Raw genomic sequence first — 26,344 nt, 5'->3', positions numbered from 1 at the left:
TCTGCACACGCACAGAAGACAGCGCTGGCTTGGACCCATGTTAGCGCCCCGGATGCCCGTGATGAGGGTAAAAAAATGAAGGGTAAAAAGATTTCTCCGATCCTCCGGATTCCGAATTTTTTTACCCTGAATTTTTTTACCCAATTCCGAAAACGATCAGTCTATGCAAACGCACAGACAGCGCTGGCTTGGACTCTGATCTGCGGCACAGACGGACCAGGCTAAGGGAAAAAGCCCCCCACACGCACCCATCACGCCGGAGCCCATGCTTCCATCGCCAGGCTCGCCGCGCCCAGGGCACCAGCATTGTCCCCCAGCGTGGAGGGCACCACCTTCATGCCCGTGCTGCGCAGCGCTGGCATGAGCGCGACCGCCTTCTCCACGATCGCCGAGCAGAAGCGCTCTCCCAGCACCGTCAGCGGACCGTGCAGGATGAACACACCGGTGTCTGTGATGAGCTGCAGCAGGCCGATCACCCGCGCAAAATCGGTGCACACCGCCTCCCATTCCGGACCTTCCGTCGCTGTCACGGCTGAAAGCCCTGCACGCAGATCTTCCGGCAAACTCGTCTGCGCTCCCACGCCGGCCAGCCGCCGCCACGTCGCGGGCGCGCTGAGCGCATGGTGCAGCTCCTGGCTCCGCCCGCCGGGTGCGTCCATCAGCGGCCACGGCCAGCGTCCCACCTCCCCGGCGGCATGGTGCGCGCCTTCGATCACTCTTCCATCCTGCACGATGGCGACGCCGAAGCCACTGCGAGGTCCCAAGATGACATAATCATTCAGCTCGTGCCCCAGGCCAAACCAGCGCTCCGCATGCGCGATCGCCCGCAGATTGTTCTGCAAAGTCACCGGCACCCGGAGCTGGGTGCTGATCTTCTCCACCACCGGCACCTGATTCCAGTCCGGGATGAACGCGTAATGAATGCCCACTCCGGCATGGGCGTCCACCAGCCCCGGCACGCCCAGCCCCACGGAAAACAGCGGCCCCTGCATCGTCGCAGCCAGCCGGGACACACAGCTCAGGATGGATTTGATCACCTGGTCTGCGATCACCTCCGCCGGCAGCGGCAGCTCCACCGAGGCCCGTACCTCGCCGGAAAAATCCACGCCCACAGCCTGGATGCGCTGCGCATTGAATTCCACCCCTGCAAACCACCCTGCCTCCGCCTGCGTGGTCAGCACACGCCGCGGCCGCCCCATCGGCCCTTGGTTCAGGCCGGATTCATTGAGGAATCCGTCAGCGATCAGCTGATCCACATACAGCCCGGTGGTGGACGGAGAAATGCCCAGCATCTTCGCCAGCGTGGTGCGCGATGTGGCCTTGCCGCTGCGGACGTGCAGTACTGCGGCTCCTAGGGTTTCACGTTGAAAAACAGGGTTTTTTCGCATTCGAATAAAAGACCTCTTGCTCCTTCATCTGTCCAGCAGGATCAATGCAGCCGCATCAACATTTTCTCATGAGTGAAATTTCCATCCGCACCCCGGGTCGCAAGTGTGAAGTCGCATGGTTCTCTGCTCTCTGTTCGGACGATTACGAATTTCTCGGCATCCCGGACGGCTCCATTCGCTCCAATTATGAGCACTGCGGCGACATCGTGAAAAAAGCCGACGCCCTCGGCTACCAGAACATCCTGCTGCCCTCGGGCTGGATCGCCGGGCAGGACGCGCTGGCCTTCGCCGCAGCCATGGCCCCGCAGACCGCGCAGATCAATCAGCTCGTCGCATTGCGCATGGGCGAAGTCTGGCCGCCCATGCTCGCCCGCGCGCTGGCCACCGTGGACCACATTGCCAAAGGCCGCCTCTGCATCAACATCATCTCCTCAGACATGCCCGGCATGAAGGAGAGCAACGAAGTGCGCTACGCCCGGGCCAGCGAGATCATCCAGATCCTGCAAGGCCTGTGGCGCACCGACGGTCCCTTTGAGTGGAAAGGCGACTTCTACAACATCAGCCTGCCCACCACCGAGCCCGCCAAGCCCTACCAGCAAAACGGCGGCCCCCTGCTCTACTTTGGCGGCATCTCCCCCGCCGCGCAGGATCTCTGCGCCAAGCACTGCGATGTCTTCCTCATGTGGCCGGAGACCGAGGACCGCATCGCCGAGACCATGCGCGTCATGTCCGAAAAAGCAGCCGCCCATGGCCGCAAGATCGACTTCGGCTTCCGCGCCCACGTCATCGTCCGCGAGACCGAAGCCGAAGCCCGCGCCGCCGCCGACCGCCTCATTTCGAAACTCACCGCCGAAAAAGGCGCCGAGATCAAAGCCCGCTCTCAGGACAGCCAGAGCGCCGGCGTGAAGCGCCAGGACGAACTCCGCGCGCAGAGCAGCGACCTCTACATTGAGCCCCACCTCTGGAGCGGCATCGGCCTCGCCCGCAGCGGCTGCGCCAGCGCCATCGTGGGAGACCCCGATCAAGTCCTCGCCAAACTCAACCGCTACATGGACCTCGGCATGCGCGCCTTCGTCCTCAGCGGCTACCCCCACCTGGAAGAGTGCGATCTCTTCGCCAAACACGTCCTGCCCAAACTTCCCACCTGCCGCTTGAATGAGTTGCAGGGAAGACTCGTGAAGGATCCCATAACACCACTCACCACTGCTCCGCGTCGGTAAACAGAGTCAACGGTCAAGCATGGTCAAGAATCGAGCCTTGACCAACTCTTGACCTCTCCCCTTCTCCTCATTCCTTCCTATGAATCCCGTCCGTTTCGCACTCGCCGGTTTCGGCGCCTGGGGCAAATTCCACGCCCAGTCCATCGCGCAAAATCCCGACGCCCAACTCGTCGCCATCTCAGCACCTTCAGAAGCCTCCCGCGCGGAAGCTCACCAGCTCTACCCCACCGCCCACATCTTCGCCGACAGCCTGGAGATGATCGCGCAGGCGGAGTTCGACATCATCGACATCGTCACCCCCAGCCACACGCATCGCGAGATCGCCCTCGCCGCCATGGCCAAAAAGAAGCACGTCCTTCTGGAAAAGCCCATGGCCATCACGCTTGACGACTGCAAAGCCATCGTCGCAGGCGCACGCGACCACGGCGTGCACCTCGCTGTCGGCCATGAGCTGCGCCTTTCCAGCCAGTGGGGCCGCATCAAGGAAATCATCGCCGCAGGCACCATCGGCGATCCGCAGTACGTCCTCGTCGAGCTCTCCCGCAAACCCTACCGCCTCGGTGCCAGCGGCTGGCGTTACGATCAAAACCGCGTCGGCTCCTGGGTGCTCGAAGAGCCCATCCACTTCTTCGACCTCGCCCGCTGGTACCTCGAAGGCAGCGGCGACCCCGTGGAACTCCACGCCTACGCCAACTCCCGCGATCCCCAGCGCCCCACGTTGTACGACAACTTCAGCGCCATGTTTAAATATACCAACGGCAGCTATGCCGTGGTATCCCAGACCCTCGCCGCCTTCGAGCACCATCAAACCGTCAAAGTCAGCGGCACCAAAGGCGCCCTCTGGGCCGCCTGGAGCGGCGCCCTGGACCGCACCCTGGAACCCGAGTACTTCTTGAAGGTCTTCGACGGCGAAACCCTCGAAACCGTGAAGCTCGAAAAGCACAGCGGCGAAGTCTTCGAACTCCGCGAAGAAATCGCCCAGTGCATCGCCATGGTCCGCACCGGCAAGCCCCCCATCGCCACCGGCCTCGACGGCCTCTGGTCCGCCGGCCTCTGCCTCGTCGCCGAAGAATCCATCCGCCAGAACAAACCCCTGCCCGTGGGTGAGATGCTGAGGTTTTAGAGATGACGGACTTTAAAGGTAGAAAGATTAGGGGTAGAAAAATTTTCCAGAGCTTCCCATTTTGAGATTCTGAAATCTTTCACCGCCTAATTATTCCACCTTTTTCCTCTCCATGCCTATCGAATGCCCAGTCCAATTTCACAGGCAAGATTACGAAGCCTTTCAGCGGCTGGACTATGAAGTCATGCGGCTGGTTTTCCAGGTTCATAACGAACTAGGAAAAAGCTGCGACGAAGAGATTTACCACAATGACCTCGCAGCACGGTTGAACGAAGCGGGCTTATCTCCGTCGCCAGTCGAAGCTCCTGTTCAAGTGCGTCACGGAAGTTTTGTGAAGGATTATAGAATCGATGTCATCGCTGCAGGACAGGCGATCTATGAGCTAAAGAAGGCCAGAAAGGTCACCACCGCTCATGAAGGCCAGACTATGAACTATCTTCTGCTGACAGGCTGCGAACACGGGAAAGTGGTGGCTTTTGGCGGAGCGTCTGTGGACTCTCGATTCGTCAACAACTCGGTGCCCCCCGCCGAGCGTTACCGGTTTGAAATCGAATCGACCGCTTGGAGAGGTCCTGACACCTTGCTCAAGGCGATGCTTCATTTTATTGAGGACATCGGGCTTTTCCTCGAGGCACCTCTGTACAATCAGGCCCTCGTCCATCATTTCGGTGGCGAGGAGCAGTCCTTGGAGCGTCGTTCGATGCATTTGGGAGACCGGGCTCTCGGCATGCAAACTTTCCAGATGTGCGCTCCTGACGAAGCCTTCCGCATCACCACGCTCGGCCAGCATACCAAAGCCCAGCGACTCAGCCTGGAAAAGCTCTTGTCTCTCACCGACCTCAAAGCCATGCACTGGATCAATCTCAACCGCCACCAGATCGAGTTCACGACCCTCCGCCGCTGAGATCAAAATTTCAAAACTTTGAAATCATCGGTTCGGAAAATTTTTCTACCCCTAATCTTTCTACCTTCATTCTCTGAAATCGGAAGCCCACCGGGAGGAAGGATTTCATCACTTCCGTGCTGAATTGCCCCTCCCTCCTCCGTTCTACCGGCACACTTCATGCAAGCCTCCCTCCTTCTCGCCGCCTTTAGTCTCTTCGCAACCATTGCTCGTGCGCAGGACCTCGTCCCACCGATCACAGAGGGGCAGCGGGTCGCCACGTGTGGGCACAGTTTCCATGTGTTCACCTACAAGCAGGTGGAGGACATCGCGAAGTCGGCAAAGCTCGCGCATCAACTCGTCGGGCTCTCCAGCATCGGCGGGTCCATGGTGCAAAAGCATTGGGATGTCCCCGAAGAAAAAAGCGCCGTCAAACAAGTGCTCAAAACCGGCAAGGTAGACGTCCTCACCCTCTCCCCCATCTGGCTGCCAGACCCTGCCATCGAGGAATTCGTCAAACTCGGCCTCGAGCACAATCCCGCGCTGCGCATCACCGTGCAGGAATACTGGATGCCGAATGACGAGTACAATCCCGTCTATCCCCTAGACGTCCGCAAGAAGGTGGACCACAACGCCACCGACATCGCCCAACTCCGCGATGCCACCCAGCGCTACGCCAAGGACATCGAGGACTATGTCAGCGGCATCAATCAGCGCCTCGGCAAGCAGTCCGTCTTCATCGTCCCCGTCGGCATGGCCGCCGTCACCCTTCGCGAAAAAATCCTCAAAGGCGAAGCCCCCGGCCTCAAAACCCAGGGCGAAATCTTCAAAGACACCTGGGGCCACGCGCTGGCACCACTGCAAATCCTCTCCAGCTACTGCCACTTCGCCGTCATCTACCGCCGCAGCCCCGCAGGCCTTCCCGTCCCAACCGCCTTCAAGGCCCTCAAAGACATCAGCGATGACGACAAAGCAAAGCTCAACGCGCTGCTCCAGCAAATCGCCTGGGACACCGTGAGCCACCACCCCATGGCCGGCGTGATGAAGCCTGCCAGCGTCACCGCCAAATAATGCGATTCACAACGCGCGGTGCATCTGCCATCCGCTTGCGTCTCTAGCCGTGTTTGGAAAATGACGCGGCGTGCGCTTTGCGCTTTGCGCTTTCGAACGTCCATCGGCCCACGGAAAGCTTCAAAAGACTGGAGAACTCCAGGACGCTCCGCGTTCTTTGGCAGGCTGCGTGCCGGAGACACTTCGAGCTTTTCAAGCATGGCCTGAGCACCCCAGGGCTGGTAGGGAACCGCTGTGTCGGGTCCGACTTTTCGGGTCTGTCATGGCGCAGGCAACCCAAGAGGGTCCGCCGTCCTTATCGTGCTCGATCACCAGGAGCGCATCGCCACTTCTTTTGACAGCGCCACCTCTTTCGCAGCGTATTGCAACGCCCCGCATGAAACTCCACGCCCTGCTGCTGACCTCCGCACTCTTCACCACGCCCCTCCTCGCGGCGGACTGGCCCGCATGGCGCGGCCCGACGATGGACGGACACGCCGCAGCAGGACAAAAGCTTCCGCTAAAGTGGAACGAAAATGAAAACATCCTGTGGAAGGCCGAGGTGCGCGGACGCGGCCACGGCTCGCCCATCGTCGTGGGAGATCACATCTACCTCGCCACGGCAGACATGGAGACCGAGGAGCAGCTCGTGCTCTGCTATGACCGCAGCACCGGCAAAAAACTTTGGGAATCCGTCGTGCATCGCGGCAATCTGAACACCAAGGGCCACAAGATTGCCTCCCAGGCCTCGTCCGATGTCGTGAGTGATGGCGAGCGCCTGTTCGTCAATTTCCTCAACAACGGCGCCATCTTCACCACCGCGCTCGATTTCTCCGGCAAACAGCTCTGGCAGCGCCGCGTGTGCGACTTCCAGGTGCATCAGGGCTTTGGCTCCTCGCCGGTCATTTACCAGTCCATCGTACTCGTCTCCGCAGACCATCGCGGCGGCGGCAAGATGTCCGGCCTCAACAAGCTCACCGGCGAAATCGTCTGGCAGCAGGACCGCCCACCCGTGGCCAACTACGCCTCCCCCGCCGTCGTCAACGCCGCCGGCAAAACGCAGGCCGTTCTCGCCGGCTGCAACAAGGTGGAAAGCTTTGATCCGCTCACCGGCAAAAAACTGTGGAGCATCGACGGCAGCACCGAAGAAACCGTCGTCACCGCCGTGACCGATGGCAGCCGCATCTTCCTCGGCGGCGGTTATCCGAAGAACCACACCATGGCCGTCGAGGCCGATGGCTCCGGCAAGATCGCCTGGGAAAACGTCACCCGCACCTACGTGCCGTCCATGATCGTAAAGAACGGCCACGTCTTCGCCGTGGGCGATGGCGGACGCGCCGCCTGCTGGAAATCTGCCACCGGCGAGGAGCTGTGGTCCGAGAAAGTAGACCGCGAATTCTATGGCTCTCCCGTCATGGCGGACTCGCGCATCTACGTCACCAGCAAAGGCGGCGTGACCTCCGTCTTCGAGGCCACCCCGGAGAAGTTCACCCTCCTCTCCCAAAACCAGCTCGGCGACGAGTCCTTCAGCACGCCCGCGATTTGCGACAACCGCATCTACCTCCGCTCCGCCAAGACCGGCCCTGTGCGTCAGGAATACCTATGGTGCGTCGGTGCGCCCGGAAAGTGAGCTCTTCAGCCTTTCCAGCAGCCCCACGCCGATCAAGCCGCGCAACGCTTTGTCATCCGCGCCTTTTCTCCCACCGTGGAAGATAAAGCCGCTGAAGTCTGCTTCGAGGATCTGGCGTTCATCACTGCCCTGCCGCAGCGGTTCGCCATGGTTGATGTCTCCCTGCCAGTTCGCATCGTCAAACTTCACATTGGCCCGGCCTGCGAAAGGGTTTCCCGCCGTGGCCGCCACGGGCCGCCACTCGGCATCCAGACGATCAGCCGCGTAGTTCTGCTGGTATGTCATACCATCCGAAGCACGGGCCGTGAGGGTCAGCAGATAGCGCTCCTTGCCATCGGCACCCTGGCGATAAACATGCGGCGCGTAGATGAAGTCTCCACGCAGGGCGATGACAGGTGCGGACCAGCCGTGCGGGTAGTTTGCCAAGGGCGTTTCAGAGCGCCAGAGGCGGCCGCCGTCTGAGGTGACAAAGAGATGCGCCTTCTGCGCGTCACAGATCACCCAGAAGTCGATCCATTGCTTCACCGGCTTCGCTTCGTCCTGCGGTGGCGGCACGTCGAGCACTTCCGGGGCAGACCAGCCCTGGGGCTGCGTGATGTCGGTATTGGTGCAGAGGCATGGGGCCATCTTCGGATAGCGCCCCGTTTTGTCCGGCATCATGCCGATGAGGTGCCAGCGCGATTGCGGCCGGTAAAAGAACACCTGCGGGACGAAGCACGAGCCGACCGGCAGCTTCACCACCGAAGGCGCGATGGGGCGCGTGTCGAAGTTTGACGCGGATGCATGCACCGTCCCTCCGTTCGCCGAGGCGAAGATGTGCCAGACTCCTTCATGCTTCACAATGCACGGATCCAGCAGTCTCACAGCCTTGCCCTCCAGCAGGGTCGTTTCATTCAGCAGAGGCGCACCAAGACGCCACTCTGGCTCATCCGCCTGCACCGTGCAGGCAGATGACCAGACGAAGACCAGAAGAGTGGTGTGAAAAACCGAACGAAAAAGGGACATGAGAGCGAGGGGTGGGCTGCAGGTTTCAGGCAAAGACTAGACCCGACACGCCGCTTCCGCAGAAACAAAAAGCCAAAAAAGAGCATTGACCCCATGCCTCCCATATTTACATACCGACCGGTTTGTATGTCCAAAAAAGCCACCAGCACGAAGCGCGAACGCGACCCTGCCGCCACCCGGCAGCGTCTCATCGACGCCACCGTTCGCCTCATGCTGCAGCAGGGCTTTTCCGCCACGTCGGTCGATCAGATCTGCAAAGAAGCGGGCATGACGAAGGGCGGCTTCTTCCACCACTTTGAAAACAAGGAAGCCCTCGGCCTAGCAGCCATTGACTGGTGGGGCCGCATGGGCACGGCACTTTATGAAGAAGCGTGGAAGGATGACTCCATCGATCCGCTCGCTCAGCTCCACCGCCTGCTCGAAATCATGTCTGGCTTCACCCGCCGCAGCGAGGATGCCGTGGTGTGCATGGTGGGCATGATGTCTCAGGAGATGTCCGCCACGAGCCCGGCCTTTCAGGCGGCATGCGCCAAAGAGCTGGACCTCTGGACTGAAAATGCCGCCAAGCTCCTCGCCGCCGCAAAGAAGAAGCACAAGACCAGGACCAAATTTGACCCCGTCAAAGTCGCTTGGTTTCTCAACAGCCTCTGGCAGGGCTCCATGCTCATCGGCAAGACCTGCCGCTCCCAGGAACTCATTCGTCACAATCTCAAACTGGCCCGCGACTACGTGGATGGTCTGTTTGAAGCGCGTTAACCCCACTTGGTGAATCTGCATAATCACGCGCTAATGACTGACGACTCCTCCAGCTCTACCACCACGGCCAGCGCGCAGTTTGCCACCGAGCATTTCTTCCGGCATGAATCCGCGCGTCTGGTCGCCACGCTGGCAGGGCAGTTCGGCGCACGGCGGCTGCAGTGGATCGAGGATGTGGTTCAGGAGGCCCTTGTGCGTGCCTTGCAGACCTGGCCTTATCGTGGTGTGCCGGAAAACCCCGCCGCATGGCTCACACAGACCGCACGCCATCTGGCGCTGGACCAGCTGCGCCGCGAGCAGCGCTGGAACGAGCGTGAAGAAGGCATCTCCGCCGAGCAGGCACGCTGGATGGCGGTGCCGGTGGAAGCAGCCGCGGAAGACGATGCCCACCTGCGCGATGACACCCTGCGCCTCATGTTTGTGTGCTGCCACCCGCAGCTCTCCGCGGAAGCGCAGATCGCGCTCGCATTGCGCACACTCTGCGGCCTCAGCCCCGCGGAGATCGCGGCGGCATTTGTCACCAGCGAGGCCACCATCTCCAAACGCCTCGTGCGCGCACGCCAGCGCATTCGCGAGCTGGAGCTGCCCTTTGAAATCCCAGCGGCGCATGAACTCCCGCAGCGCCTGCACGCCGTGCTGGCCTCCCTTTATCTTCTCTTCAATGAAGGCTACAAGGCCAGCAGCGGCCCGCACCTCGTGCGCGCGGATCTTTGCCATGAGGCCATCCGCCTTACCGAGCTGCTGGCCACGCATCAGCACACATGTTTGCCGCAGTGCCATGCGCTGCTCGCTCTCATGCTGCTGAGCGCCGCACGCCTGCCCGCCCGCACGGATGATGCCGGAGAAATCCTCCGCCTTCATGAGCAGGACCGCAGCCTGTGGGATCAGAGCCTCATTCATCGCGGCCTGCAGCATCTGCAGCTCTCCGCACGTGGAGACACGCTCACGGAGTATCATCTGGAGGCAGGCATTGCCGCATGCCACAGCACCGCTTCCAGCCATGCGGACACGGACTGGCCGCGCATTCTCGCCCTGTACGATCAGCTTGCTCAGCTTACCCCCTCCTCCGTGGTCGCGCTGAACCGCGCAATCGCCGTGGGGCGTGTGCATGGCGCACAAAGTGGCATGGAGGCGCTGGCCGCCGTGAAGGGCCTGGACGCCTACCTCCCCCTGCACGCAGCACGCGGTGCGTTCGCTTCGGAACTGGGCCAGACGCAGGACGCAGCTGCCCACTACCGCAGGGCACTGGCCCTCGCCACCCTGCCCTCCGAACGCAGCTTCTTTGAGCGCCTGCTCGCGGCCTGCGAAACTGCCAGGCCGGAAAAATAACACCCGCTCAAAAAAATCTTTGTCCCGATGTCCTTTTTCGCCCGGCCCGTTCGTCGTCCCTTTTGAAACCACGACATTTCCCATCACCCACGCCCCGCGCCAGCCACTCCCATGAACACTGACACACCTCCCCAGGACTACCTCGTGCTCTCGCGCGGCCATTGGGACAAAGACAAGACCAAGGAGCAGATCGATACCGCCATCACGGACTTTTACGACTGGCTGAATGAGCACATCGCCGCAGGCCGCATGCGCGCAGGCAGCCGCCTCGCCACGGACCGCGCCAATGTGTCCAAGGTCGGCGTCACCACCGACGGCCCCTTCGGCGAGGCCAAGGAAGTCGTGGGCGGCTACTGGTTCGTCAGCGCAGGGAGCCTGCGTGAAGCTGCGGAGCTGCTCTCCCACAGCCCCACCCTGACCTGCGGTCTTCATTACGAAGTCCGCCCGCTGGATGCCACGGTCTGCACCGCCTCCGAAATCACCAACGAAACGCCGCCCGCATGAATCCCCAAAACCCCACTGACGAATACCTCCTGCTCATTCGAGGCACCCACTGGAACCACGGCATGTCCCCCTCAGAACTCCAGCACGTCATGACCGACTTCTACGCCTGGGTGGACGGCCTCGGCAAAGCGGGCATCCACCGCGGCGCACAGCCCCTCATGGAGGAGGGCAAACTCGTCTCAGGCCCCAAAGGAGCCACCGTGACTGATGGCGTCTTCGCCGAGTCCAAGGAAGCCATCGCCGGATACTTCCGCATCGCTGTCAGCAGCATGGACGAGGCCGTGCGCATCGCCCAGCAGTGTCCCATTCTTCAATACGGAGCCACCATCGAAGTCCGCCCCATCGCCGATCTCTGCCGCCCCATGGCCGAAGTCAAATCCGCCGCCCAGCATTAAAATCCTCACGTCCCATTTCATTCAACAACCCCAATCCACAAACACCATGAGCACTCCATCCTACCCCGCCTTCAGCCCCTACATCACCGTCACCAACGCCGCCGAAGCCATCGCTTTCTATGAGAAAGCCTTCGGTGCCAAAGAGCGCTTCCGCCTCACCGACAAAGCCACCGGCAAGATCGGCCACGCAGAGCTGTCTCTGAATGACGGCCTGCTCATGCTTTCCGATGAAAATCCCGCGTGGAATAAATCGCCGCAGACACTCGGCGGCACACCGGTGAAGTTCTGCCTCATGGTGGAAAATGCGGACGCCGCCATTGCCAAGGCCGCCGCCGCAGGAGCCACGGTGCAGATGCCGGCCACAGACATGTTTTACGGCTTCCGCAGCGGCTGCGTGTGCGATCCCTACGGCCACATCTGGCTGCTGCAGCACGAGATCGAAAAAGTGTCTCCGGAAGAAATGCAAAAGCGCTGGGACAACATGACCGGCGAATGCCCCGCCTCCAAGGACGCAGCCAAGTAATCTCCCGCCACCGTTTTATCATCAACCACTACACACATCATGATCAAAAAGATCCTCCTCGGCCTCGTCGCCATCATCGCTGTCATCTGCATCCTCGCCTCCTTCCAGTCGGATGACATGAACGTCACCCGCAGCGCCACCACCACGGCCCCTCCTGCGACGGTCTTCAAAATCGTCAACGACTTCCGCCAGTGGGATGCGTGGTCCCCATGGGCCAAGAAAGACCCTGCGATGAAGAAGTCCCTCGAAGGTCCGCCCGAAGGCGTGGGTGCCATTTACAAGTGGAGCGGCAACAGTGAAGTGGGCGAAGGCAGCACCACGCTGGTGGAGAGCAAGCCGGATGAAAAGATCGGCATGAAGCTGGCCTTCGTGCGCCCCTTTGCCGGCACCAGCGATGTGCAGTTCACCTTCACCCCCGAAGGCAGCGGCACGAAGATCACCTGGGCCATGCAGAGCAAGAAACCCTTCATCGGCAAAATCATGAGCATGTTCATGGACTGCGAAAAAATGTGCGGCGACCAGTTCCTCGAAGGTCTCGCCAATCTGAAGACGCTCGCGGAAGCCGCACCCAAAGCCTGAGCAAGCTAGCAACCAACCACCGTCACCCGCCATGCTCGACGATCCTTCAGCCCCCATCACCACCACGGCACAACCTGCCGCGATCATCCACATCACCGTGCCGCGAGATCAGATCCAGGAGGTGATGGGCCCGGCCATTCAGGAAGTCATCGCCGCAGCCACCGCACAGGGCATCGGGCCGAAGGGACCGGTATTCGCCAATCACTTCGGCATGACGCCCGGCATCTTCAATTTCGATGTCGGCGTGCCGGTCTCCGGCGCCGTGCAGTCCACCGAGCGCGTCATCCCGGGAGAGATCCCCGCCGCCACCATCATCCGCACGGTTTACACCGGCCCCTATGAAGGTCTCGGCGAGGCCTGGGGAGATTTTCAGGACATCATCGAAGGCCAGGGCCACACGCTCGGCCCCAGCCTGTGGGAGCGCTACCTCTCCGGCCCCGAGTGCGGCGGAGACTCCTCCACCTTCCGCACCGAGCTGAATCAAACCATCATCCCGTCATGACATCTCATACCACAGTCTCCCAGGAAGAGGCGCTGCAGGCACGCCGTGCCTTGCTGGCCAAAGAGAAAGCCCACATGGCCGCCGGCGATGAACTGGCACGCCAGCGCCGCGAGCTTCCCTGGGTGAAAATCACCAAGCCCTACGTCTTCGACACGCCCACCGGTCAGCAGGTGACGCTGCCGGATCTCTTTGATGGTCGCAGCCAGCTCTTTCTCTACCACTTCATGTTTGGCCCGGACTGGGAGGAAGGCTGCACCGGCTGCTCATTCCTGTGCGATCACGTGGATGCTGCGCGCCAGCACTTCGAGCATCACGATCTCTCCTTCGTCGCCGTCTCGCGCGGCCCAATCGGGAAAATTGAGGCCTATCGCCAGCGCATGGGCTGGAAGTTCCGCTGGGTCTCCGCTGCGCACACGGACTTCAATCAGGACTTCCACGTCTCCTTCCCGCCGGAAACCGTGAAGGATGGCAAGATCACCTACAACTTCACCGAGCAGGACTACAGTGCCGACTGCGAAGAGCTCCCCGGCTTCAGCGTCTTCTTCAAAGACGAGGACGGCCAGATCTACCACACCTACTCCTCCTTCAGCCGCGGCGGCGAATCCTTGCTCGGCGCCTACCAGTTCATCGATCAAACTCCCAAAGGCCGCATGGAAAACGTGAACGGCAACCTCATGGACTGGGTGAAGCGCCACGACCGCTACGAAAACGACGGCCGCACCGCCGAAAAGAAATGCTGCGGCTGCAGCAGCACCTAAGTCCCATCACACTCCGGCTTTTCATCTTCATCATTCATCCTTCATCCTTCCCTTTATGCCCCTCTCAGCCCCCATCGACTCCCCGCTCTCGGAACGCGAACTCGTCCTTGTCCGTGAGACAGACGTTCCTGCCGCCAAACTCTACGCCGGCTGGACCTCACCTGAACTCTATCCTCAATGGTTCTGCCCGAAGCCGTGGTATGTGACCGATGTCGAAATGGATCTCCGCCCCGGAGGTTTCAGCCGCATGACCATGTGTGGCCCGGATGGCGAGCGCTTCCCCAATGCAGGCGTCTATCTCGAAATCGTGCCGAATGAAAAGATCGTCTTCACCGATGCCTACTCCGCCAATTGGGAGCCGAACCCCAATCACTTCTTCACCGCCATCGTCACCTTCGAGACCCTGCCTTCCGGCAAAACCCGCTACACCGCCCGCGCCCGCCACTGGACCAAGGAAGCCTGCGAAAAACACGCCGCCATGGGCTTCATGGACGGCTGGGGCAAGGCCTTCGACCAGCTTGTGGAACTGATGAGCAAGTAATTCAAAATGACGAATCTCGAATGCAGAACGACGAGCACCTGAGTTGCCGGCTGTGACTCTACGCTTCCCCGATCTGCAATTTCCCACTCAAATCCATCTTCACCCTTCACACCCCCACGCCCCTCTTATGTCCTCCTCCTTCATCCAACCCTACCTCTTCTTCGGCGGCCGCTGCGAAGAAGCACTCGAGTTCTACAAAACCGCCATCGGCGCAGAGACCCAGATGCTCATGCGTTACAGCGACAGCCCCGATCCCATGCCGCCTGGCATGCTCCCAGAGGGTTATGAGAGCAAAGTCATGCATGCCAGCTTCAAGGTCGGCAGCAGCGTCATCCTCGCCTCAGACGGCTGCGGTGGCGAGGAGAGCAAAGGCTTCCGCGCCTTCTCCCTCTCGCTCGCCCTGCCCGATGCCGCCGCGACCGACCGTGTCTTCAGTGCCCTCGCTGAAGGCGGCTCGGTGAACATGCCCCTTGGCGAGACCTTCTGGTCCTCACGCTTCGGCATGCTGCAGGACAAGTTCGGCATGGGCTGGATGATCACCATCGATCCCGGCGCGGACCCCAAATACAAAAACGCCTGATTCAAACCTTCACCGCTGCGCGCCATGCAAAAGATCAGCCCCTTCCTGTGGTTCAATGACAATGCCGAAGAGGCCGTGCGCTTCTACCTCGGCGTCTTCGAAGACGGCCGCATCCTCCGCACCACCCGCTACGCGGAGGTGCCCGAGGAGGAGAGGCCGCCCTGCCCTCCCGCAGGCACCATCATGTCCATCGAGTTCGAGCTCTTTGGCCAGACCTACACCGCTCTCAATGGCGGCCCCATCTTCACCTTCAATGAAGCCATCTCCCTGGTCGTCTCCTGCCAGACGCAGGAGGAAATCGACCGCTACTGGGATGCTCTCACCGCGGATGGTGGCAAGGCCGTGCAATGCGGCTGGCTGAAGGACAAGTTCGGCGTCTCCTGGCAGATCGTCCCCGCCATCCTCGCTGACCTCAATGCCTCCGGCGATCCCGCCGTCGCCTCACGGGTTACCCGGGCCATGCTCAAAATGATCAAGCTGGACATCGCCGCGCTTCAGCAGGCCGCCTCGTCTCCGCCGGATCACTCCAGCGAGATCATCAGTACCCGCCTCTTCTCCGCCAGCCGCGAGCGCATTTTCGCGGCCTTCAGCGATCCCACCCAGCTCGCCCGCTGGTGGGGGCCTAAGGGCTTTACGAACACCTTTGAATTCTTCGACTTCCGCGCAAGCGGCGACTGGATCTTCACCATGCACGGCCCCGATGGCAAGAACTACCCCAATCACGCCCGCTTCATCGAGATCATTCCTGCCGAGCGCATCGTCTATGAGCACGTCGCGCCGCATTTCCGCATGACCATCACCCTCGCAGATGCCGGCGGCGGCACCCACATGACCTGGTGCATGCAGTTCCCCAGCGCCGAAATTTGCGAACGCTTCAAGCCCATCTGCGTCCCGGCAAACGAAGAGAATTTTGACCGGCTTGAAGCTGAACTCGCGAATTAGAAAAAGCAGTCAACGGTCAAGAGTCGTCAAAAGTCGTGCCTTGACCACTCCTTGACCCCTTGACCACTCCCTGACCACTTTCCCCTCCTCCACCCCATCCCTCCCATGAAATACGCCACACTCGCCGCCTCCATCATGCTCGGACTGTTGTTCGTCACGTTCTCCAGCATCTTCTTCTTCGGCACTATGCCCGAGCAGAAGCTGAACCCCGAGGAGACCCACTTCATGGCCGCCTTTGGCCCCACGGGCTACATGAAGTTTGTGAAGGTATTTGAGATGCTTGGCGGCATCCTGCTGCTAGTGCCCAAGACACGCAATCTCGGGCTGCTCTGCGTCGGGCCGGTCATCGTCAACATCCTGGCCTACCATCAGCTGGTAAAAGGAGACGGCATTTTCAATCCCATCCTCATCGTCATCTGCGCCCTCTCCCTCTTCCTGCTCTGGGCAGAGCGCAAGGCCTGGGCCGGTCTGGTAAAGTGATGCGGGCACTCCTGCCCGCAGGAGCGGACGTCCCGGCACCTGTGTTTACGCACAGAAGCCGCAAACCATGAAAGGTCCCGTGCTCCCGCGCGGTTCAGGGTTGTTGCCTCATCCCAACCGCCATGACCTCACGCCGCACCTTCCTTGCCACCACCGCCATGACCGCCGCCACGCATGCGTTTGCGGCGCCAAAGGACCAAGACATCAAGATCGCCCTCATCGGCTGCGGCGGGCGCGGCACGGGGGCTTGCAATCAGGCGCTCTCCGCCGGCTCCACCATCAAGCTCGTCGCTGTGGTCGATCCCCTGGAGGGCAAGGCCCAGGCCGCGCTGGACATCCTGAAGGAAAAACACGAGGGCCAGGTGGATGTGCCGCCAGACCAGGTGTTTACGAATTTCGAAGACTACACCAAGGCCTTCGCACTCGCCGATGTGGTGCTCATCACCACGCCACCCGGCCCGCGCCCCTTCCTCTTTGAGCAGGCGGTCAAAGCCGGAAAGCATGTCTTCATGGAGAAACCCGTGGCTGTGGATGCCGCCGGCGTGCGCCGCGTGCTGGCCGCCTCCGAGGAGGCGAAAAAGAAGAAGCTCAATGTCACCGTGGGCTTTCAGCGCCGCTACCAGCCCAGCTACATCGAAATGATCCAGCGCATTCACAATGGCGAGATCGGCGATCTCATCTTTGGCCGCGTGTACTGGAACGGCACCTCGCGCCCTGGATTTGAGCGCCTGCCGGGCGAGAGCGAGATGCACTACCAGATCCGCAACTGGTACTTCTTCACCTGGATGAGCGGAGACCACATCCTCGAGCAGCATTGCCATAATCTCGACGTGGCCAACTGGGTCATGAAAGGCGAGATGCCCATCAAGGCCGTGGGCCAGGGCGGGCGCCAGGTGCGCCGTGGAAAGGAAAACGGCACCATCTTTGACCACCACACCGTCGAGTTTGAATACGAGAGCGGCATGCGCATCCTCAGCCAGTGCTGCCAGATCGGCGGCAAATGCGCGCGCGATGTCAGCGAGCACTTCCACGGCACCAAAGGCGCCGCCGATCTCGCCAACAGCGGCAAGTTCCTCATCAACAACCTGCCCCCCGGCGGCAAGCGCACCCGCAACAAGGAAGACCCCTACCAGCTGGAGCACGACGCACTCTTTGAAAACATCCGCACCGGCAAAGTCCGCAACGACGCCGACTACGCCGCACATTCCACCCTGATGGGCGTCATGGGCCGCATGGCCACCTACACCGGCCAGGTCATCTCGTGGAATCAGGCCATGGAATCCCAGGAAAACCTCGTCCCGGACAACCTCACCTGGGCCACTGAGCCGCCGGTGAAACCAGATGCCGAAGGCTGGTATCCCGTGGCGATTCCGGGCACGACGATGCCGATTTAAAAGGGTAAAAAAATTGAGGGTAAAAAGATTTCTCCAATCCCAGATTCTGAAATTTTTTTACCCGAAATCTTTTTACCCTAATCCTTTCATGCCAGCGCCGCCCAGCCCATGCGCCTTCCGTGCCTGCAGACACTTTTCATCTCCGATCTCCACACTGCGGCACGGCGTTGTACGCTGCTCGTAGATGCGGCATGAGACACAAGAGCCGATTTCACCTTCCAGGTTCACACACCGCACCGGTTTCTGCTCCGTCCCTTTGAAACACACCTGCCACGGACTCACCTGCACCAGCATGCTTTCATCCAGCCCCCGCTGCCCGGCCTCCTGCCAGTAGAAGGAGACGCGGTAGTGCGCGCAGCAGGCGCCGCAAGTCTGGCAGGGGGAGGCTGAGTCTGGCTGCGTCATGAAGGCCATGGGATTGGAAAGAGAATATCGGAGTGATACCAGAGAAAGGACAAACTGCGGGCTCAAAAGATAGCAATCTTTGCATACTACCGGGCATTTACTTGGCTGTTTTGCCAAATAGTCTGGTCTCAGGAAAAAGAGCACCCGCCGCTGCGGGCGCCACCACTCACCTTCCCCTCCTCCCATGAAAACGATCCAGGTGTATGATCCGCCCATGTGCTGCTCCACCGGCATCTGCGGCCCGAATGTCGATCCCGATCTCATCAACTTCGCCGCCATGCTCTCCCAGCTGGTCGGGCAAGGGGTGAAAGTGGAACGCCAGAATCTCGGACAGCAGCCCATGGCCTTCGCGCAAAACCCCGTGGTCAAAGACGCGCTGCAAAAGGAAGGCACCGCCGTGCTGCCGCTGATCTTCCTGGATGGAGACATCTATATGAAAGGCCGCTATCCCACGCGTGACGAACGTCCGGCCTTCTTCCGCGCCGCACTGGGCATCAAAGAGGAGGCCGCAGCATGAAGCTCCCGCCTTATGTGCCAGATCCCGCCACCGCCACCCGCTTTCTCTTTTTCACCGGCAAGGGCGGTGTGGGTAAAACCTCCCTGTCATGCGCGGCGGCATTGAAGCTTGCCGAGGCTGGCAGGCGTGTGCTGCTGGTGAGCACTGACCCCGCCTCCAATCTCGATGAAGTTCTGGAGACCCGCCTGACCAATCACCCCACTGCCATTGCTGGAGCGTCCGGACTGGAGGCGATGAACATCAATCCCGTCGAGGCCGCAGCAGCCTATCGCGAGCGCCTGATCGGCCCCATGCGCGGACTTCTGCCCGAGGCGGCGCTACGCAGCATGGAGGAGCAGCTCTCCGGCTCGTGCACCGTGGAGATCGCGGCCTTTGACGAATTCTCCGGTCTCATTGGAAATCCGGAGGCTGTGCAGGCCTATGACCACGTCATCTTTGACACCGCTCCCACCGGCCACACGCTGCGTCTCATGAGCCTGGCCAAGGCCTGGGATCAGTTTTTGGAAAACAACACCAGCGGCACCTCCTGCCTGGGCCCGCTGGCGGGTCTGGAAAAGCAGCGCGTCATCTACGAGGCCACGGTCCGGACGCTGGCAGACGCTGCAGCCACCACGCTCGTGCTCGTCAGCCGCCCTCAGATTGCCGCTCTGCGCGAGGCAGAACGTACCTCCAAAGAGCTGCGCGCAATCGGTGTTGGCAATCAATGCCTCATCATCAATGGCACTTTTGAAACGCAGTGTGCAAAGGATCCGACGGCGCAGGCCATGCAGCAGCGCGGCATGGCTGCTCTGGAGGCGGCGGGCGGCTTCATCCGCAGCATGCCCAGCTTCATCGTTCCCCTGCGTGCCATCAATATTCTCGGCATCGCCGGCCTGCGCGTACTGCTCAGTGGCGATGCCCCCGGCAGTCTTACGCCTCAGACGGCGGAAAGCTGGACTCCACCCAAAATGGAAAGCCTGGCAGATCTCGTCAGCACCATGGAGCAGCAGGGCCATGGCGTGATCATGACCATGGGCAAAGGCGGTGTGGGCAAGACCACCGTGGCCGCAGCCATCGCCGTCATGCTGGCCCGCCGCGGCCACTCCGTGCATCTCAGCACCACCGATCCCGCAGCACACGTGGCCCAGACACTGCATGGCCGGGTGGAGGGCCTCACGCTGAGCAAAATCGACCCGGCGGCGGAGACGGCCTCTTATCAAAACGAAGTGATGCAGGCCCAGGGCGGCGCGATGGATGACGCAGGCCGTGCCTTGCTGGAGGAAGATCTGCGCTCCCCATGCACGGAGGAGATCGCGGTGTTTCGCGCTTTTGCCCGCGAAGTCGGCCAGGGAGCCAGCCGCTTTGTGGTGCTCGACACCGCCCCCACGGGCCACACGCTGCTGCTGCTGGATGCCAGCGAGGCCTACCACCGCGAGCTGGAGCGCCAGGCCCGCAGCACCCAGCCCGAGCAGGTGCTCAGGCTTCTCGATCATCTGCGCGATCCCAATTATACCCGCATCCTGCTCGTCACGTTGCCAGAGGCCACGCCCGTGCATGAGGCCGCCGCTTTGCAGGCAGACCTGCGGCGCGCACGGATCGAACCCTTCGCCTGGGTCATCAATCAAAGCCTGCTGCACAGCGGCACCTGCGATCCGCTGCTGCAAAGCCGCGAAGCCTCCGAGCACCGTTACCTGCTGGAAGTGGTGGAAAAACAGGCGCACCGCACCGCGTGGCTGCCCTGGCAGCCGGAGGAGCCCGTGGGGCCGGATGCTCTCGCCCACCTGGCATCCTCATCCCTGCAGAGCGCCCGGGACACGTCTGAGCCTGTCAGCTCTTCTGCGCGATGATGAACACATGCAGCTCGGGGTGCTGATCGTATTCCAAGTGGCGAAGGATGCATCCCGCTGAGGCGAGCACCTGCAGTGTCTGCGGAATGCCAGGGGTGCTGTAGTGCATGGGCGGGCCCATGCTGCAGTCCTGCTTCTCCCCCGGAGAGTCCAGTCCGCCGAGCGTGAAGATGATGACGCCGCCCGGGGCCAGTGCGCCGCACAGCCGTGCGAGCACCTCCGCGCTCTGCGCCAGCGGCAGGTGCCAGATGCTGTCCCAGGCAGTGATGAAATCATACGTCCTCTCCGGATGCCACTGGCCCACATCCGCCTGATGAAAAACCACCCCCGGATGCCGCTGCCGTGCCAGCTCCACCATTCGCGCAGAGATATCCAGCCCCTCGGGGACATATCCGTGCTGCATCAGCAGCCGGATGAAACGCCCGTGGCAGCCGCAGCCCACATCCAGCGCAGGCCCGCCCTGCTGTGCACGGAACTTCAGCGCATGCTCGTGCTGGCGCATGCCGTTTGTTTCCAGGTGCGGCTCCAGCCACTGGTGTGCGATCTCATCGTAACTGCGGGCGACTTCTGCGGGTTGCATGGGAGGAAGGCAGAATCATGGCGGATCATTCGGTCCGCAAGCAATGCCATGCGGCCACCGCATTCTCCTCTTGTGCATCAGCAGGCGCTTTGAGTAAAACCGCAAACCTGATGAAATGTGGCTCCGCTCCGGCACGTGACTCATGCGCGCCATCACCGGCCTTCCTCATTCTTCATCTCCCGCCATGTCTTCCTCCTCCCCCAAATGGTACTCCACCGTCACCCGCTACCAGTGGCTGGTGCTCCTCGTCGCCTCGCTCGGCTGGGTGTTTGATGCGTTTGAAGGGCAGATCTTTAACATCACCCGCAAGTCGATGCTGGCGGAGATATTCATGCAGTCGCCCGACTCTGCGGATGTAAAGGCATGGGGGGACATCGTTCTCGGCTTCTTTCTGGTCGGTGGCACACTCGGCGGCTGGTTGTTCGGCATGCTCGCAGATCGCTGGGGCCGGAATCCGACCATGATCGTCACCATCCTCTTCTATTCGATCTTTTCGGGCCTGACCTACTTCGCCACCGAACTCTGGCATGTCTGCACGCTGCGCTTTCTGGTGGCGATGGGCGTGGGCGGTGAATGGGCGGTGGCCGCGGCGCTGGTGGCTGAAGTTTTCCCCAAAGAAGCCCGTGCACGCGCTTCCGGCATTTTCCATTCCACCAGTGTGCTGGCCACCTGGCTCGCAGGCATCACGGGCATGTGGGTCGGTGCCAGCTGGCGCTATGGCTACCTCATCGGTGTTGTTCCAGCATTGCTCACCTTGTGGGTGCGTGCCTCGATCCGAGAACCGGAGCGCTTGCAATCCGCGCAGAAGTCCATGGGAGATCGCGTGGGGAGTTTTCGCGAGCTGTTCAGTCATCCGGTGTGGCGGGTGCGCGCGCTTTGCGGCATGACGCTCGCCGCCGTGGGGCTCGGCACTTTCTGGGGCGTCACCGTCGCGGGGCAGGACTTGATGAGCCATCTCCTCACCAAACTCGGCTGGGCGAAGGATGTGGTTGAATCAGAATCCAAATTTGCCTACGGCATCGTGCAGGCCACTGGCGGCGGCTTGGGCATGCTGGCCTTCGGGCCGATATGCGAGCGCATCGGACGCAGGCGCACTTTTTTCATGATGCAGCTGCTCTCACTCATTGTGATTCCCATCGTCTGCTTTCTCCCGCAAAACTACTGGCAGATGCTCATTGCGCTGCCGGTCATGGGATTTGTCACGTTAAGCATTCATGCTGGGTTCGCCGTCTATTTCCCCGAGCTTTTCCCCGATCACCTCCGCGCCACAGGAGCTAGTTTTTGCTTCAACACCGGGCGCCTGCTCGCCGCGCCCATTCTTTTCACATCGGGAAAAATCAAGGCCGCCTATGATCCTCCCGTCGCCATCACGATGCTTTCAGGGTTGTTTCTCATCGGCCTTCTCGTGCTGAAGTTCCTTCCAGAGACCAAGGGCAAAGAACTGCCGGAATGACCCGCAAGCACCTGCCACCACGAGGCAGGTTCAGCGGGCATTCCGCGCCATCGTACTCAGCCATGTGGTGAATGGTTACAACCGTCCTTCCCGCCATGCCCGAATGCTGAGTGTGATGAAAACTCTCCGGCTCCTGGCTCTTCTCTCCGCTGTGCTGGCGGCTTCCTGCGCCCATACGGCCAAAGTTCGCGGAGTTCAGGAAGCCACCACCTCCTACCTCAGCGGCGGAAAAAAGATCGTGGTGGAAACCTATCTGCCAGCGTCGCCGGGGCGGCATCCGGCGGTGGCCGTGCTGTATGGTTCGGGAGGACTCATCAATGGCAAAGGAGACATGGTGGCCTTCGCGCGGCTGCTGGCCCAGCGCGGCATGGCGGCCTACCTGATCCATTACTTTGACCGCACCGGCACCCTGATCGCCGGAGACAAATCCATCGCCGCGGATTCGAAGATCTGGCAGGCCACCGTGAAAGACGGCATCGATTTCATCTCACAGCAGCCGGAGGTGAATCCGCGGGCGATCGGCCTGTATGGCTACTCCCTTGGCGCGTTTCTCAGCGTTGGCGCAGCCACCACGGACGCACGGATCGTGGCGGCAGCAGAGCTTTCGGGCGGATTGTTTCAGGGCTTGAAGGGACACACGCGCCGCTTCCCACCCATGCTCATCCTGCATGGCAGCGATGACCAGCGCGTGCGTATCAAGTTTGCCGAGGAGCTGCTGCTGGAGGCGCGGCGCATGCATGCGCGGCCCGCAGTGCACATCTACCCCGGAGAAGGCCACTCCCTCTCCACCTCCGCCGCGGCGGACGCCACCACGCGCGCCCTGATTTTTTTGCAGCTCCACCTGCACCCATGACCTCCATGTTTCCCGCCCTGGACCGTCTAGCTCTCGGCCTGTGCCTCTGTCTCACGCTGGCCTGCTGCTCCGTTCCCCATGCGCGTGACTTTGCAGGCAAGAAGCCCCCGCTGGACCCCAAGGCATACTTCACCGGCCACCTCAGCTCCCAAGGCACCGTCAAGGGTCCCGGCGGCAGGGTGCAGGACCATTTTACCACCCGGCTGCACGGCGTGCCAAACCGGCGTGGCCTCCTGCTCATCCAGGACTTCGACTTCCAAAGCGGCCGCAAGGTGCACCGCGTATGGGACATTCGTGTGGTGGACGAGCATCACTTCGAAGGTCATGCCAGCGACGGCGTGGGCATCGCCCACGGCGAGGCATGGGGCAATGCCTTTGAGTGGAACTACACCCTCGCCGTGCCGGTGAAAGGCCATCCCGTCAAAGTGCACTTCCATCAGATCATGGAGCTGCAGCCTGACGGGCTGCTCTACAACCGCGTGCAGTTCCGCAAGTTTGGACTGCGCCTGGGCACTGTCCTGGAGACTTTTCGAAAGTGAAGTCGCAGGGCTGATGTCTGCTTGCCGAAACGAAAAGCTGCGGCACGAGTGACCGCAGCCGTCTCACTCGCGCCGCATGCCCACGGTCCACTTCACTGCCAATCTCGCACGCCAGACCGCAGCCCCAGTCTGTGAGGTGGCAGGGGCGACAGTGCGCGAGGCGCTGCAGGCGGTCTTTGCACGGCATCCCGCGCTGCGCAGTTATGTCTTGGACGATCAGGGTGCTGTGAGACAGCATGTCGTGGTATTTGTGGACGGCACGGCCATAGCCGACCGCCGGCAGCAGGCCGATGTGCTGAAGCCGGATTCTGAAGTTTTCGTCATGCAGTCACTTTCAGGAGGATGAACCAACCATGAGCCAAAAATTGTATCTCGGGACACGCAAAGGACTCATTGAAGCCGAACGCAGCAAAGAAGGCTGGCGCATCACGCGCTGCTCATTCCTCGGCGTGCAGGTGCCCATGCTGCTGCCGCATGCCGAAGAGGGCGTGGTGTACGCCGCCGTGGAGCACGGGCATTTCGGCACCAAGTTTCATGCCTCCAAAGATGCGGGCGCCACGTGGGAGGAGCGCTCCTGCCCGGCCTACCCGCCCAAGCCGGAAGATGCGCCGGAGGTCATCAATCCCGCGAGCCAGCAGGCCATTCCCTGGGACCTGAAAAAAGTCTGGGCCCTGGAGGCCGGCGCAGCACCGGGAGAGCTGTGGTGCGGCACGCTCCCAGGCGGCTTGTTTCATTCCACGGATGCCGGCGCCTCCTGGCATCTCGTCGAAAGCCTGTGGAATGATCCGGGCCGTGCCAAGTGGATGGGCGGCGGCGCCGAGTGGCCGGGCATCCACACCATCCTCGTCGATCCGCGCAACCGCCACCGCCTGCTCATCGCCATCTCCTGCGGCGGTGTGTGGGAGTCTGTGGACAATGGCGCGAGCTGGAAAAACATCGGCTCTGGCGTTCGCGCCGAGTTCATGCCGCCGGAGCTCGCCTTTGATCCCGGCATTCAGGATCCGCACCGCATCGCCTGGAGCGCAGCGGACCCGGACACGATCTGGATGCAGCACCACAACGGCATCTTCCACTCCACCGATGGCGGTCAAAACTGGCGTGAGATTCTGAATGCCAATCCGTCCAATTTCGGTTTCGCCGTGGCCATGCATCCGCGGGATCCGCAGACCGCCTGGTTCGTTCCCGGCATCAAAGACGAACTGCGTGTGGCCTGCGACGGCGCCCTCTGCGTGGTGCGCACCCGCGACGGCGGCCAGACCTTTGAGCCACTGCGCCACGGCCTGCCGCAGGAGCACGCCTATCATCTGGTCTATCGCCACTGTCTCGATGTCTCCGGAGATGGCAGCACCCTCGCCTTCGGCAGCACCACCGGCTCCGTCTGGATCAGCGAAGACGGCGGCGACTCCTGGGACCGCCTCAGCGCCGATCTGCCTCCCATTTACTGCGTGCGGTTTGGGTGATGCTGGGTCCATTCAGGACGTGACGTGTCTCCCGATCTTCAGGCAGCCTGCGAGAGCACATTGCAGAGTTGGAAGAGCCCATGGCCCTACTCGCTCTTTTTCTCCGCCATCCACTCAATGCTCCCCAGCGCCTGAATCGCCGCGAGGAAGTCCGCATCCTTCCCATCATCGGCAAAGACGGTCACGGTGCCCAGCACATCTGGCTGAGGCGCCACCAAGCCGGTGCAGATCACCTTCGCGTTACCGGGTTCGACCGGCTTCTCCGCCAGCGCGGCATCGGTAAACACGGCCTGGCAGCCCACACCCTGCTTGAGCTTGATCGCCTCCATCTTCGCCGCTCCTTCCACCGAGCGCGCGGCAGCGGCCTGCTGCACCGTTTGCGCGGTCATCTCGATGTCCTTCTGCGTTTTGTAGTGCATGGAGCTGTTGAAGAAAGTCATCTTCCAGGTCTTGTTGGGGTCCGTTGGGGAGAAGAGCGCAAGCGTGTGCTGCTCGGCGGTGCCGATGCCCGTGGTCACACAGTGATTCCCCAGCTGCCATGCCGCAGGCACCACAAAACGCAGACGCCCCATGGCGCCCATCTCAAACTCCTGCGGCTCGCTTTTGGGCCGGGCAAAGGTGCAATAGATGAGAGACTCGCCCAGCTTCTTCAGCATGCGCGTGTCCTCGTCTGTCGGTGCAATGACCGAGGCATGCACATCCACCCATTTGCCCAGCATCTCGAAGCAGCAGTTGATGTTCGCCAGCGTCTGCTTCTCGCCCAGGCTCTCGTCCACGGTCACATACTCCACGCATTCACAAAGGGGCGCACTCCATTGCTTCACGCTGTCCTTTTGCACCATCGGATTCTGCGCGGCCTTCTGCCAGAAGTAATCGCGGCAGGCCTTGCTCTCGCCGCCCCCCTTGGGCTGATTCTCCACGTAAGCCGACACATTGAACCGCCCTGCATTGCCGCGATAGATCAGTCCATCGGCATCGAAATGCTGGCTTTCCACGGCAAGCACCGGCCCCTCAAATTTGATCCGCCAGCCCTGGCCGACCACGGGAATGACCAGCGTCTCAGCATGCAGCAAAGCGCTGCCGATCATACTGACCAGCAGCGCCGAGATAAATTGCCTCATGCCTCTGT

The 26,344-nt window shown here is 61.4% G+C and carries 30 protein-coding genes and 1 pseudogene; 26 read left to right on the top strand and 5 right to left on the bottom strand.

From position 1 onward, the window contains the following. Nucleotides 1-251: 251 nt before the first annotated feature. Entirely contained in the window at nt 252-1,388 is a 1,137-nt protein-coding gene (locus ACILSR_RS03770; RefSeq protein ID WP_395748389.1) for an ROK family protein, read from the bottom strand. Between the two features lie 68 nt (nt 1,389-1,456). Between ACILSR_RS03770 and ACILSR_RS03765 the strand changes: the two genes are divergently transcribed. The 5 genes from ACILSR_RS03765 to ACILSR_RS03745 all read left to right on the top strand — a co-directional run bounded on the left by ACILSR_RS03765 (nt 1,457) and on the right by ACILSR_RS03745 (nt 7,294). Continuing rightward, complete coding sequence (locus tag ACILSR_RS03765; RefSeq protein WP_395748388.1) at nt 1,457-2,608, top strand: LLM class flavin-dependent oxidoreductase; 1,152 nt, start codon at nt 1,457-1,459, stop codon at nt 2,606-2,608. Nucleotides 2,609-2,687: 79 nt separating this feature from the next. Continuing rightward, entirely contained in the window at nt 2,688-3,731 is a 1,044-nt protein-coding gene (locus tag ACILSR_RS03760; RefSeq protein WP_395748387.1) for a Gfo/Idh/MocA family protein, read from the top strand. A gap of 112 nt (nt 3,732-3,843) precedes the next feature. Further along, the gene (locus ACILSR_RS03755; protein WP_395748386.1) at nt 3,844-4,635 is read left to right on the top strand and encodes a GxxExxY protein; all 792 of its coding nucleotides are present in this window, start codon (nt 3,844-3,846) and stop codon (nt 4,633-4,635) included. A gap of 159 nt (nt 4,636-4,794) precedes the next feature. Then, nucleotides 4,795-5,685: a hypothetical protein gene (locus ACILSR_RS03750; RefSeq protein ID WP_395748385.1), complete on the top strand. Its 891-nt coding sequence runs from the start codon at nt 4,795-4,797 to the stop codon at nt 5,683-5,685. A gap of 376 nt (nt 5,686-6,061) precedes the next feature. Further along, nucleotides 6,062-7,294 (top strand): PQQ-binding-like beta-propeller repeat protein, encoded by a 1,233-nt coding sequence (locus ACILSR_RS03745; RefSeq protein ID WP_395748384.1) that lies wholly within the window; start codon nt 6,062-6,064, stop codon nt 7,292-7,294. Here the strand turns inward: ACILSR_RS03745 and ACILSR_RS03740 are convergent. Continuing rightward, the gene (locus ACILSR_RS03740; RefSeq protein WP_395748383.1) at nt 7,265-8,299 is read right to left on the bottom strand and encodes a non-reducing end alpha-L-arabinofuranosidase family hydrolase; all 1,035 of its coding nucleotides are present in this window, start codon (nt 8,297-8,299) and stop codon (nt 7,265-7,267) included. The two genes, ACILSR_RS03745 and ACILSR_RS03740, sit on opposite strands and share 30 nt — an antisense overlap. Nucleotides 8,300-8,425: 126 nt before the next feature. Between ACILSR_RS03740 and ACILSR_RS03735 the strand changes: the two genes are divergently transcribed. The 14 genes and pseudogenes from ACILSR_RS03735 to ACILSR_RS03670 all read left to right on the top strand — a co-directional run bounded on the left by ACILSR_RS03735 (nt 8,426) and on the right by ACILSR_RS03670 (nt 17,582). After that, nucleotides 8,426-9,055, top strand: a complete 630-nt coding sequence (locus ACILSR_RS03735; RefSeq protein WP_395748382.1) for a TetR/AcrR family transcriptional regulator — start codon at nt 8,426-8,428, stop codon at nt 9,053-9,055. A 33-nt stretch (nt 9,056-9,088) separates the two neighbouring features. Continuing rightward, nucleotides 9,089-10,384 carry an RNA polymerase sigma factor gene (locus ACILSR_RS03730; RefSeq protein ID WP_395748381.1) on the top strand — a complete coding sequence of 432 codons (1,296 nt, stop codon included), beginning with the start codon at nt 9,089-9,091 and terminating at the stop codon, nt 10,382-10,384. Between the two features lie 111 nt (nt 10,385-10,495). Then, on the top strand, nt 10,496-10,888 hold the full coding sequence (locus tag ACILSR_RS03725) for a YciI family protein (protein WP_395748380.1): 393 nt from the start codon (nt 10,496-10,498) through the stop codon (nt 10,886-10,888). Then, nucleotides 10,885-11,283: a YciI family protein gene (locus ACILSR_RS03720; protein ID WP_395748379.1), complete on the top strand. Its 399-nt coding sequence runs from the start codon at nt 10,885-10,887 to the stop codon at nt 11,281-11,283. Before ACILSR_RS03725 ends, ACILSR_RS03720 begins: the two co-directional genes overlap by 4 nt. Before the next feature lie 46 nt (nt 11,284-11,329). Beyond that, nucleotides 11,330-11,806, top strand: coding sequence for a VOC family protein (locus ACILSR_RS03715; RefSeq protein ID WP_395748378.1), 477 nt, complete (start codon nt 11,330-11,332; stop codon nt 11,804-11,806). Between the two features lie 39 nt (nt 11,807-11,845). Continuing rightward, nucleotides 11,846-12,385, top strand: coding sequence for an SRPBCC family protein (locus ACILSR_RS03710; protein WP_395748377.1), 540 nt, complete (start codon nt 11,846-11,848; stop codon nt 12,383-12,385). 31 nt (nt 12,386-12,416) lie between these two features. Next, nucleotides 12,417-12,887, top strand: coding sequence for a GyrI-like domain-containing protein (locus tag ACILSR_RS03705; protein WP_395748376.1), 471 nt, complete (start codon nt 12,417-12,419; stop codon nt 12,885-12,887). After that, entirely contained in the window at nt 12,884-13,645 is a 762-nt protein-coding gene (locus tag ACILSR_RS03700) for a DUF899 domain-containing protein (RefSeq protein ID WP_395748375.1), read from the top strand. The genes ACILSR_RS03705 and ACILSR_RS03700 overlap by 4 nt, the downstream gene beginning before the upstream one ends. Before the next feature lie 55 nt (nt 13,646-13,700). Next, a complete protein-coding gene (locus ACILSR_RS03695) occupies nt 13,701-14,186 on the top strand; it encodes an SRPBCC family protein (protein ID WP_395748374.1) in 486 nt (161 codons plus the stop codon). Nucleotides 14,187-14,313: 127 nt separating this feature from the next. Then, nucleotides 14,314-14,766 (top strand): VOC family protein, encoded by a 453-nt coding sequence (locus tag ACILSR_RS03690; RefSeq protein ID WP_395748373.1) that lies wholly within the window; start codon nt 14,314-14,316, stop codon nt 14,764-14,766. Between the two features lie 24 nt (nt 14,767-14,790). Beyond that, nucleotides 14,791-15,276, top strand: a pseudogene (locus ACILSR_RS03685) (VOC family protein); the annotation flags it as partial. Further along, a complete protein-coding gene (locus tag ACILSR_RS03680; protein ID WP_395748526.1) occupies nt 15,250-15,708 on the top strand; it encodes an SRPBCC family protein in 459 nt (152 codons plus the stop codon). The pseudogene ACILSR_RS03685 and the gene ACILSR_RS03680, both read left to right, overlap by 27 nt. Nucleotides 15,709-15,813: 105 nt before the next feature. After that, nucleotides 15,814-16,188: a hypothetical protein gene (locus ACILSR_RS03675; RefSeq protein WP_395748372.1), complete on the top strand. Its 375-nt coding sequence runs from the start codon at nt 15,814-15,816 to the stop codon at nt 16,186-16,188. Between the two features lie 122 nt (nt 16,189-16,310). Continuing rightward, nucleotides 16,311-17,582: a Gfo/Idh/MocA family protein gene (locus ACILSR_RS03670; RefSeq protein WP_395748371.1), complete on the top strand. Its 1,272-nt coding sequence runs from the start codon at nt 16,311-16,313 to the stop codon at nt 17,580-17,582. 72 nt (nt 17,583-17,654) lie between these two features. Here the strand turns inward: ACILSR_RS03670 and ACILSR_RS03665 are convergent, their stop codons facing one another. Beyond that, on the bottom strand, nt 17,655-17,996 hold the full coding sequence (locus ACILSR_RS03665) for a YkgJ family cysteine cluster protein (protein WP_395748370.1): 342 nt from the start codon (nt 17,994-17,996) through the stop codon (nt 17,655-17,657). Nucleotides 17,997-18,171: 175 nt separating this feature from the next. On the opposite strand from ACILSR_RS03665, the gene arsD reads away from it, so the two are divergent. Then, nucleotides 18,172-18,504 (top strand): arsenite efflux transporter metallochaperone ArsD, encoded by a 333-nt coding sequence (arsD, locus tag ACILSR_RS03660; RefSeq protein ID WP_395748369.1) that lies wholly within the window; start codon nt 18,172-18,174, stop codon nt 18,502-18,504. After that, complete coding sequence (gene arsA, locus ACILSR_RS03655) at nt 18,501-20,330, top strand: arsenical pump-driving ATPase (protein WP_395748368.1); 1,830 nt, start codon at nt 18,501-18,503, stop codon at nt 20,328-20,330. Before arsD ends, arsA begins: the two co-directional genes overlap by 4 nt. Here arsA and ACILSR_RS03650 read toward each other — a convergent pair. Further along, the gene (locus tag ACILSR_RS03650) at nt 20,311-20,910 is read right to left on the bottom strand and encodes a class I SAM-dependent DNA methyltransferase (protein WP_395748367.1); all 600 of its coding nucleotides are present in this window, start codon (nt 20,908-20,910) and stop codon (nt 20,311-20,313) included. The two genes, arsA and ACILSR_RS03650, sit on opposite strands and share 20 nt — an antisense overlap. A gap of 184 nt (nt 20,911-21,094) precedes the next feature. Between ACILSR_RS03650 and ACILSR_RS03645 the strand changes: the two genes are divergently transcribed. The 5 genes from ACILSR_RS03645 (at nt 21,095) to ACILSR_RS03625 (ending at nt 25,215) form a co-directional block, all read left to right on the top strand. Further along, nucleotides 21,095-22,363 (top strand): MFS transporter, encoded by a 1,269-nt coding sequence (locus ACILSR_RS03645; protein ID WP_395748366.1) that lies wholly within the window; start codon nt 21,095-21,097, stop codon nt 22,361-22,363. Between the two features lie 115 nt (nt 22,364-22,478). Continuing rightward, nucleotides 22,479-23,216 (top strand): alpha/beta hydrolase family protein, encoded by a 738-nt coding sequence (locus ACILSR_RS03640; protein WP_395748365.1) that lies wholly within the window; start codon nt 22,479-22,481, stop codon nt 23,214-23,216. Continuing rightward, nucleotides 23,213-23,755, top strand: a complete 543-nt coding sequence (locus tag ACILSR_RS03635) for a DUF3833 family protein (RefSeq protein ID WP_395748364.1) — start codon at nt 23,213-23,215, stop codon at nt 23,753-23,755. Before ACILSR_RS03640 ends, ACILSR_RS03635 begins: the two co-directional genes overlap by 4 nt. 76 nt (nt 23,756-23,831) lie before the next feature. Next, complete coding sequence (locus ACILSR_RS03630; protein ID WP_395748363.1) at nt 23,832-24,101, top strand: MoaD/ThiS family protein; 270 nt, start codon at nt 23,832-23,834, stop codon at nt 24,099-24,101. A gap of 7 nt (nt 24,102-24,108) precedes the next feature. Next, on the top strand, nt 24,109-25,215 hold the full coding sequence (locus ACILSR_RS03625) for a WD40/YVTN/BNR-like repeat-containing protein (protein WP_395748362.1): 1,107 nt from the start codon (nt 24,109-24,111) through the stop codon (nt 25,213-25,215). A gap of 86 nt (nt 25,216-25,301) precedes the next feature. Here ACILSR_RS03625 and ACILSR_RS03620 read toward each other — a convergent pair whose 3' ends face one another. Beyond that, complete coding sequence (locus ACILSR_RS03620) at nt 25,302-26,336, bottom strand: hypothetical protein (RefSeq protein ID WP_395748361.1); 1,035 nt, start codon at nt 26,334-26,336, stop codon at nt 25,302-25,304. Between the last annotated feature and the right edge of the window lie 8 nt (nt 26,337-26,344).

This window comes from Prosthecobacter sp. (assembly GCF_044222565.1).
GTDB lineage: Bacteria > Verrucomicrobiota > Verrucomicrobiia > Verrucomicrobiales > Verrucomicrobiaceae > Prosthecobacter.
Note: the sequence above shows the minus strand (reverse complement) of the source record. Positions and strands in the feature narration are given on the sequence as shown.

Coding starts and splice junctions, on each gene's coding strand:
- ACILSR_RS03770 (WP_395748389.1), bottom strand. CDS start 1,388: ATGCGAAAAAACCCTGTTTTTCAACGTGAAACCCTAGGAGCCGCAGTA.
- ACILSR_RS03765 (WP_395748388.1), top strand. CDS start 1,457: ATGAGTGAAATTTCCATCCGCACCCCGGGTCGCAAGTGTGAAGTCGCA.
- ACILSR_RS03760 (WP_395748387.1), top strand. CDS start 2,688: ATGAATCCCGTCCGTTTCGCACTCGCCGGTTTCGGCGCCTGGGGCAAA.
- ACILSR_RS03755 (WP_395748386.1), top strand. CDS start 3,844: ATGCCTATCGAATGCCCAGTCCAATTTCACAGGCAAGATTACGAAGCC.
- ACILSR_RS03750 (WP_395748385.1), top strand. CDS start 4,795: ATGCAAGCCTCCCTCCTTCTCGCCGCCTTTAGTCTCTTCGCAACCATT.
- ACILSR_RS03745 (WP_395748384.1), top strand. CDS start 6,062: ATGAAACTCCACGCCCTGCTGCTGACCTCCGCACTCTTCACCACGCCC.
- ACILSR_RS03740 (WP_395748383.1), bottom strand. CDS start 8,299: ATGTCCCTTTTTCGTTCGGTTTTTCACACCACTCTTCTGGTCTTCGTC.
- ACILSR_RS03735 (WP_395748382.1), top strand. CDS start 8,426: ATGTCCAAAAAAGCCACCAGCACGAAGCGCGAACGCGACCCTGCCGCC.
- ACILSR_RS03730 (WP_395748381.1), top strand. CDS start 9,089: ATGACTGACGACTCCTCCAGCTCTACCACCACGGCCAGCGCGCAGTTT.
- ACILSR_RS03725 (WP_395748380.1), top strand. CDS start 10,496: ATGAACACTGACACACCTCCCCAGGACTACCTCGTGCTCTCGCGCGGC.
- ACILSR_RS03720 (WP_395748379.1), top strand. CDS start 10,885: ATGAATCCCCAAAACCCCACTGACGAATACCTCCTGCTCATTCGAGGC.
- ACILSR_RS03715 (WP_395748378.1), top strand. CDS start 11,330: ATGAGCACTCCATCCTACCCCGCCTTCAGCCCCTACATCACCGTCACC.
- ACILSR_RS03710 (WP_395748377.1), top strand. CDS start 11,846: ATGATCAAAAAGATCCTCCTCGGCCTCGTCGCCATCATCGCTGTCATC.
- ACILSR_RS03705 (WP_395748376.1), top strand. CDS start 12,417: ATGCTCGACGATCCTTCAGCCCCCATCACCACCACGGCACAACCTGCC.
- ACILSR_RS03700 (WP_395748375.1), top strand. CDS start 12,884: ATGACATCTCATACCACAGTCTCCCAGGAAGAGGCGCTGCAGGCACGC.
- ACILSR_RS03695 (WP_395748374.1), top strand. CDS start 13,701: ATGCCCCTCTCAGCCCCCATCGACTCCCCGCTCTCGGAACGCGAACTC.
- ACILSR_RS03690 (WP_395748373.1), top strand. CDS start 14,314: ATGTCCTCCTCCTTCATCCAACCCTACCTCTTCTTCGGCGGCCGCTGC.
- ACILSR_RS03675 (WP_395748372.1), top strand. CDS start 15,814: ATGAAATACGCCACACTCGCCGCCTCCATCATGCTCGGACTGTTGTTC.
- ACILSR_RS03670 (WP_395748371.1), top strand. CDS start 16,311: ATGACCTCACGCCGCACCTTCCTTGCCACCACCGCCATGACCGCCGCC.
- ACILSR_RS03665 (WP_395748370.1), bottom strand. CDS start 17,996: ATGGCCTTCATGACGCAGCCAGACTCAGCCTCCCCCTGCCAGACTTGC.
- arsD (WP_395748369.1), top strand. CDS start 18,172: ATGAAAACGATCCAGGTGTATGATCCGCCCATGTGCTGCTCCACCGGC.
- arsA (WP_395748368.1), top strand. CDS start 18,501: ATGAAGCTCCCGCCTTATGTGCCAGATCCCGCCACCGCCACCCGCTTT.
- ACILSR_RS03650 (WP_395748367.1), bottom strand. CDS start 20,910: ATGCAACCCGCAGAAGTCGCCCGCAGTTACGATGAGATCGCACACCAG.
- ACILSR_RS03645 (WP_395748366.1), top strand. CDS start 21,095: ATGTCTTCCTCCTCCCCCAAATGGTACTCCACCGTCACCCGCTACCAG.
- ACILSR_RS03640 (WP_395748365.1), top strand. CDS start 22,479: ATGAAAACTCTCCGGCTCCTGGCTCTTCTCTCCGCTGTGCTGGCGGCT.
- ACILSR_RS03635 (WP_395748364.1), top strand. CDS start 23,213: ATGACCTCCATGTTTCCCGCCCTGGACCGTCTAGCTCTCGGCCTGTGC.
- ACILSR_RS03630 (WP_395748363.1), top strand. CDS start 23,832: ATGCCCACGGTCCACTTCACTGCCAATCTCGCACGCCAGACCGCAGCC.
- ACILSR_RS03625 (WP_395748362.1), top strand. CDS start 24,109: ATGAGCCAAAAATTGTATCTCGGGACACGCAAAGGACTCATTGAAGCC.
- ACILSR_RS03620 (WP_395748361.1), bottom strand. CDS start 26,336: ATGAGGCAATTTATCTCGGCGCTGCTGGTCAGTATGATCGGCAGCGCT.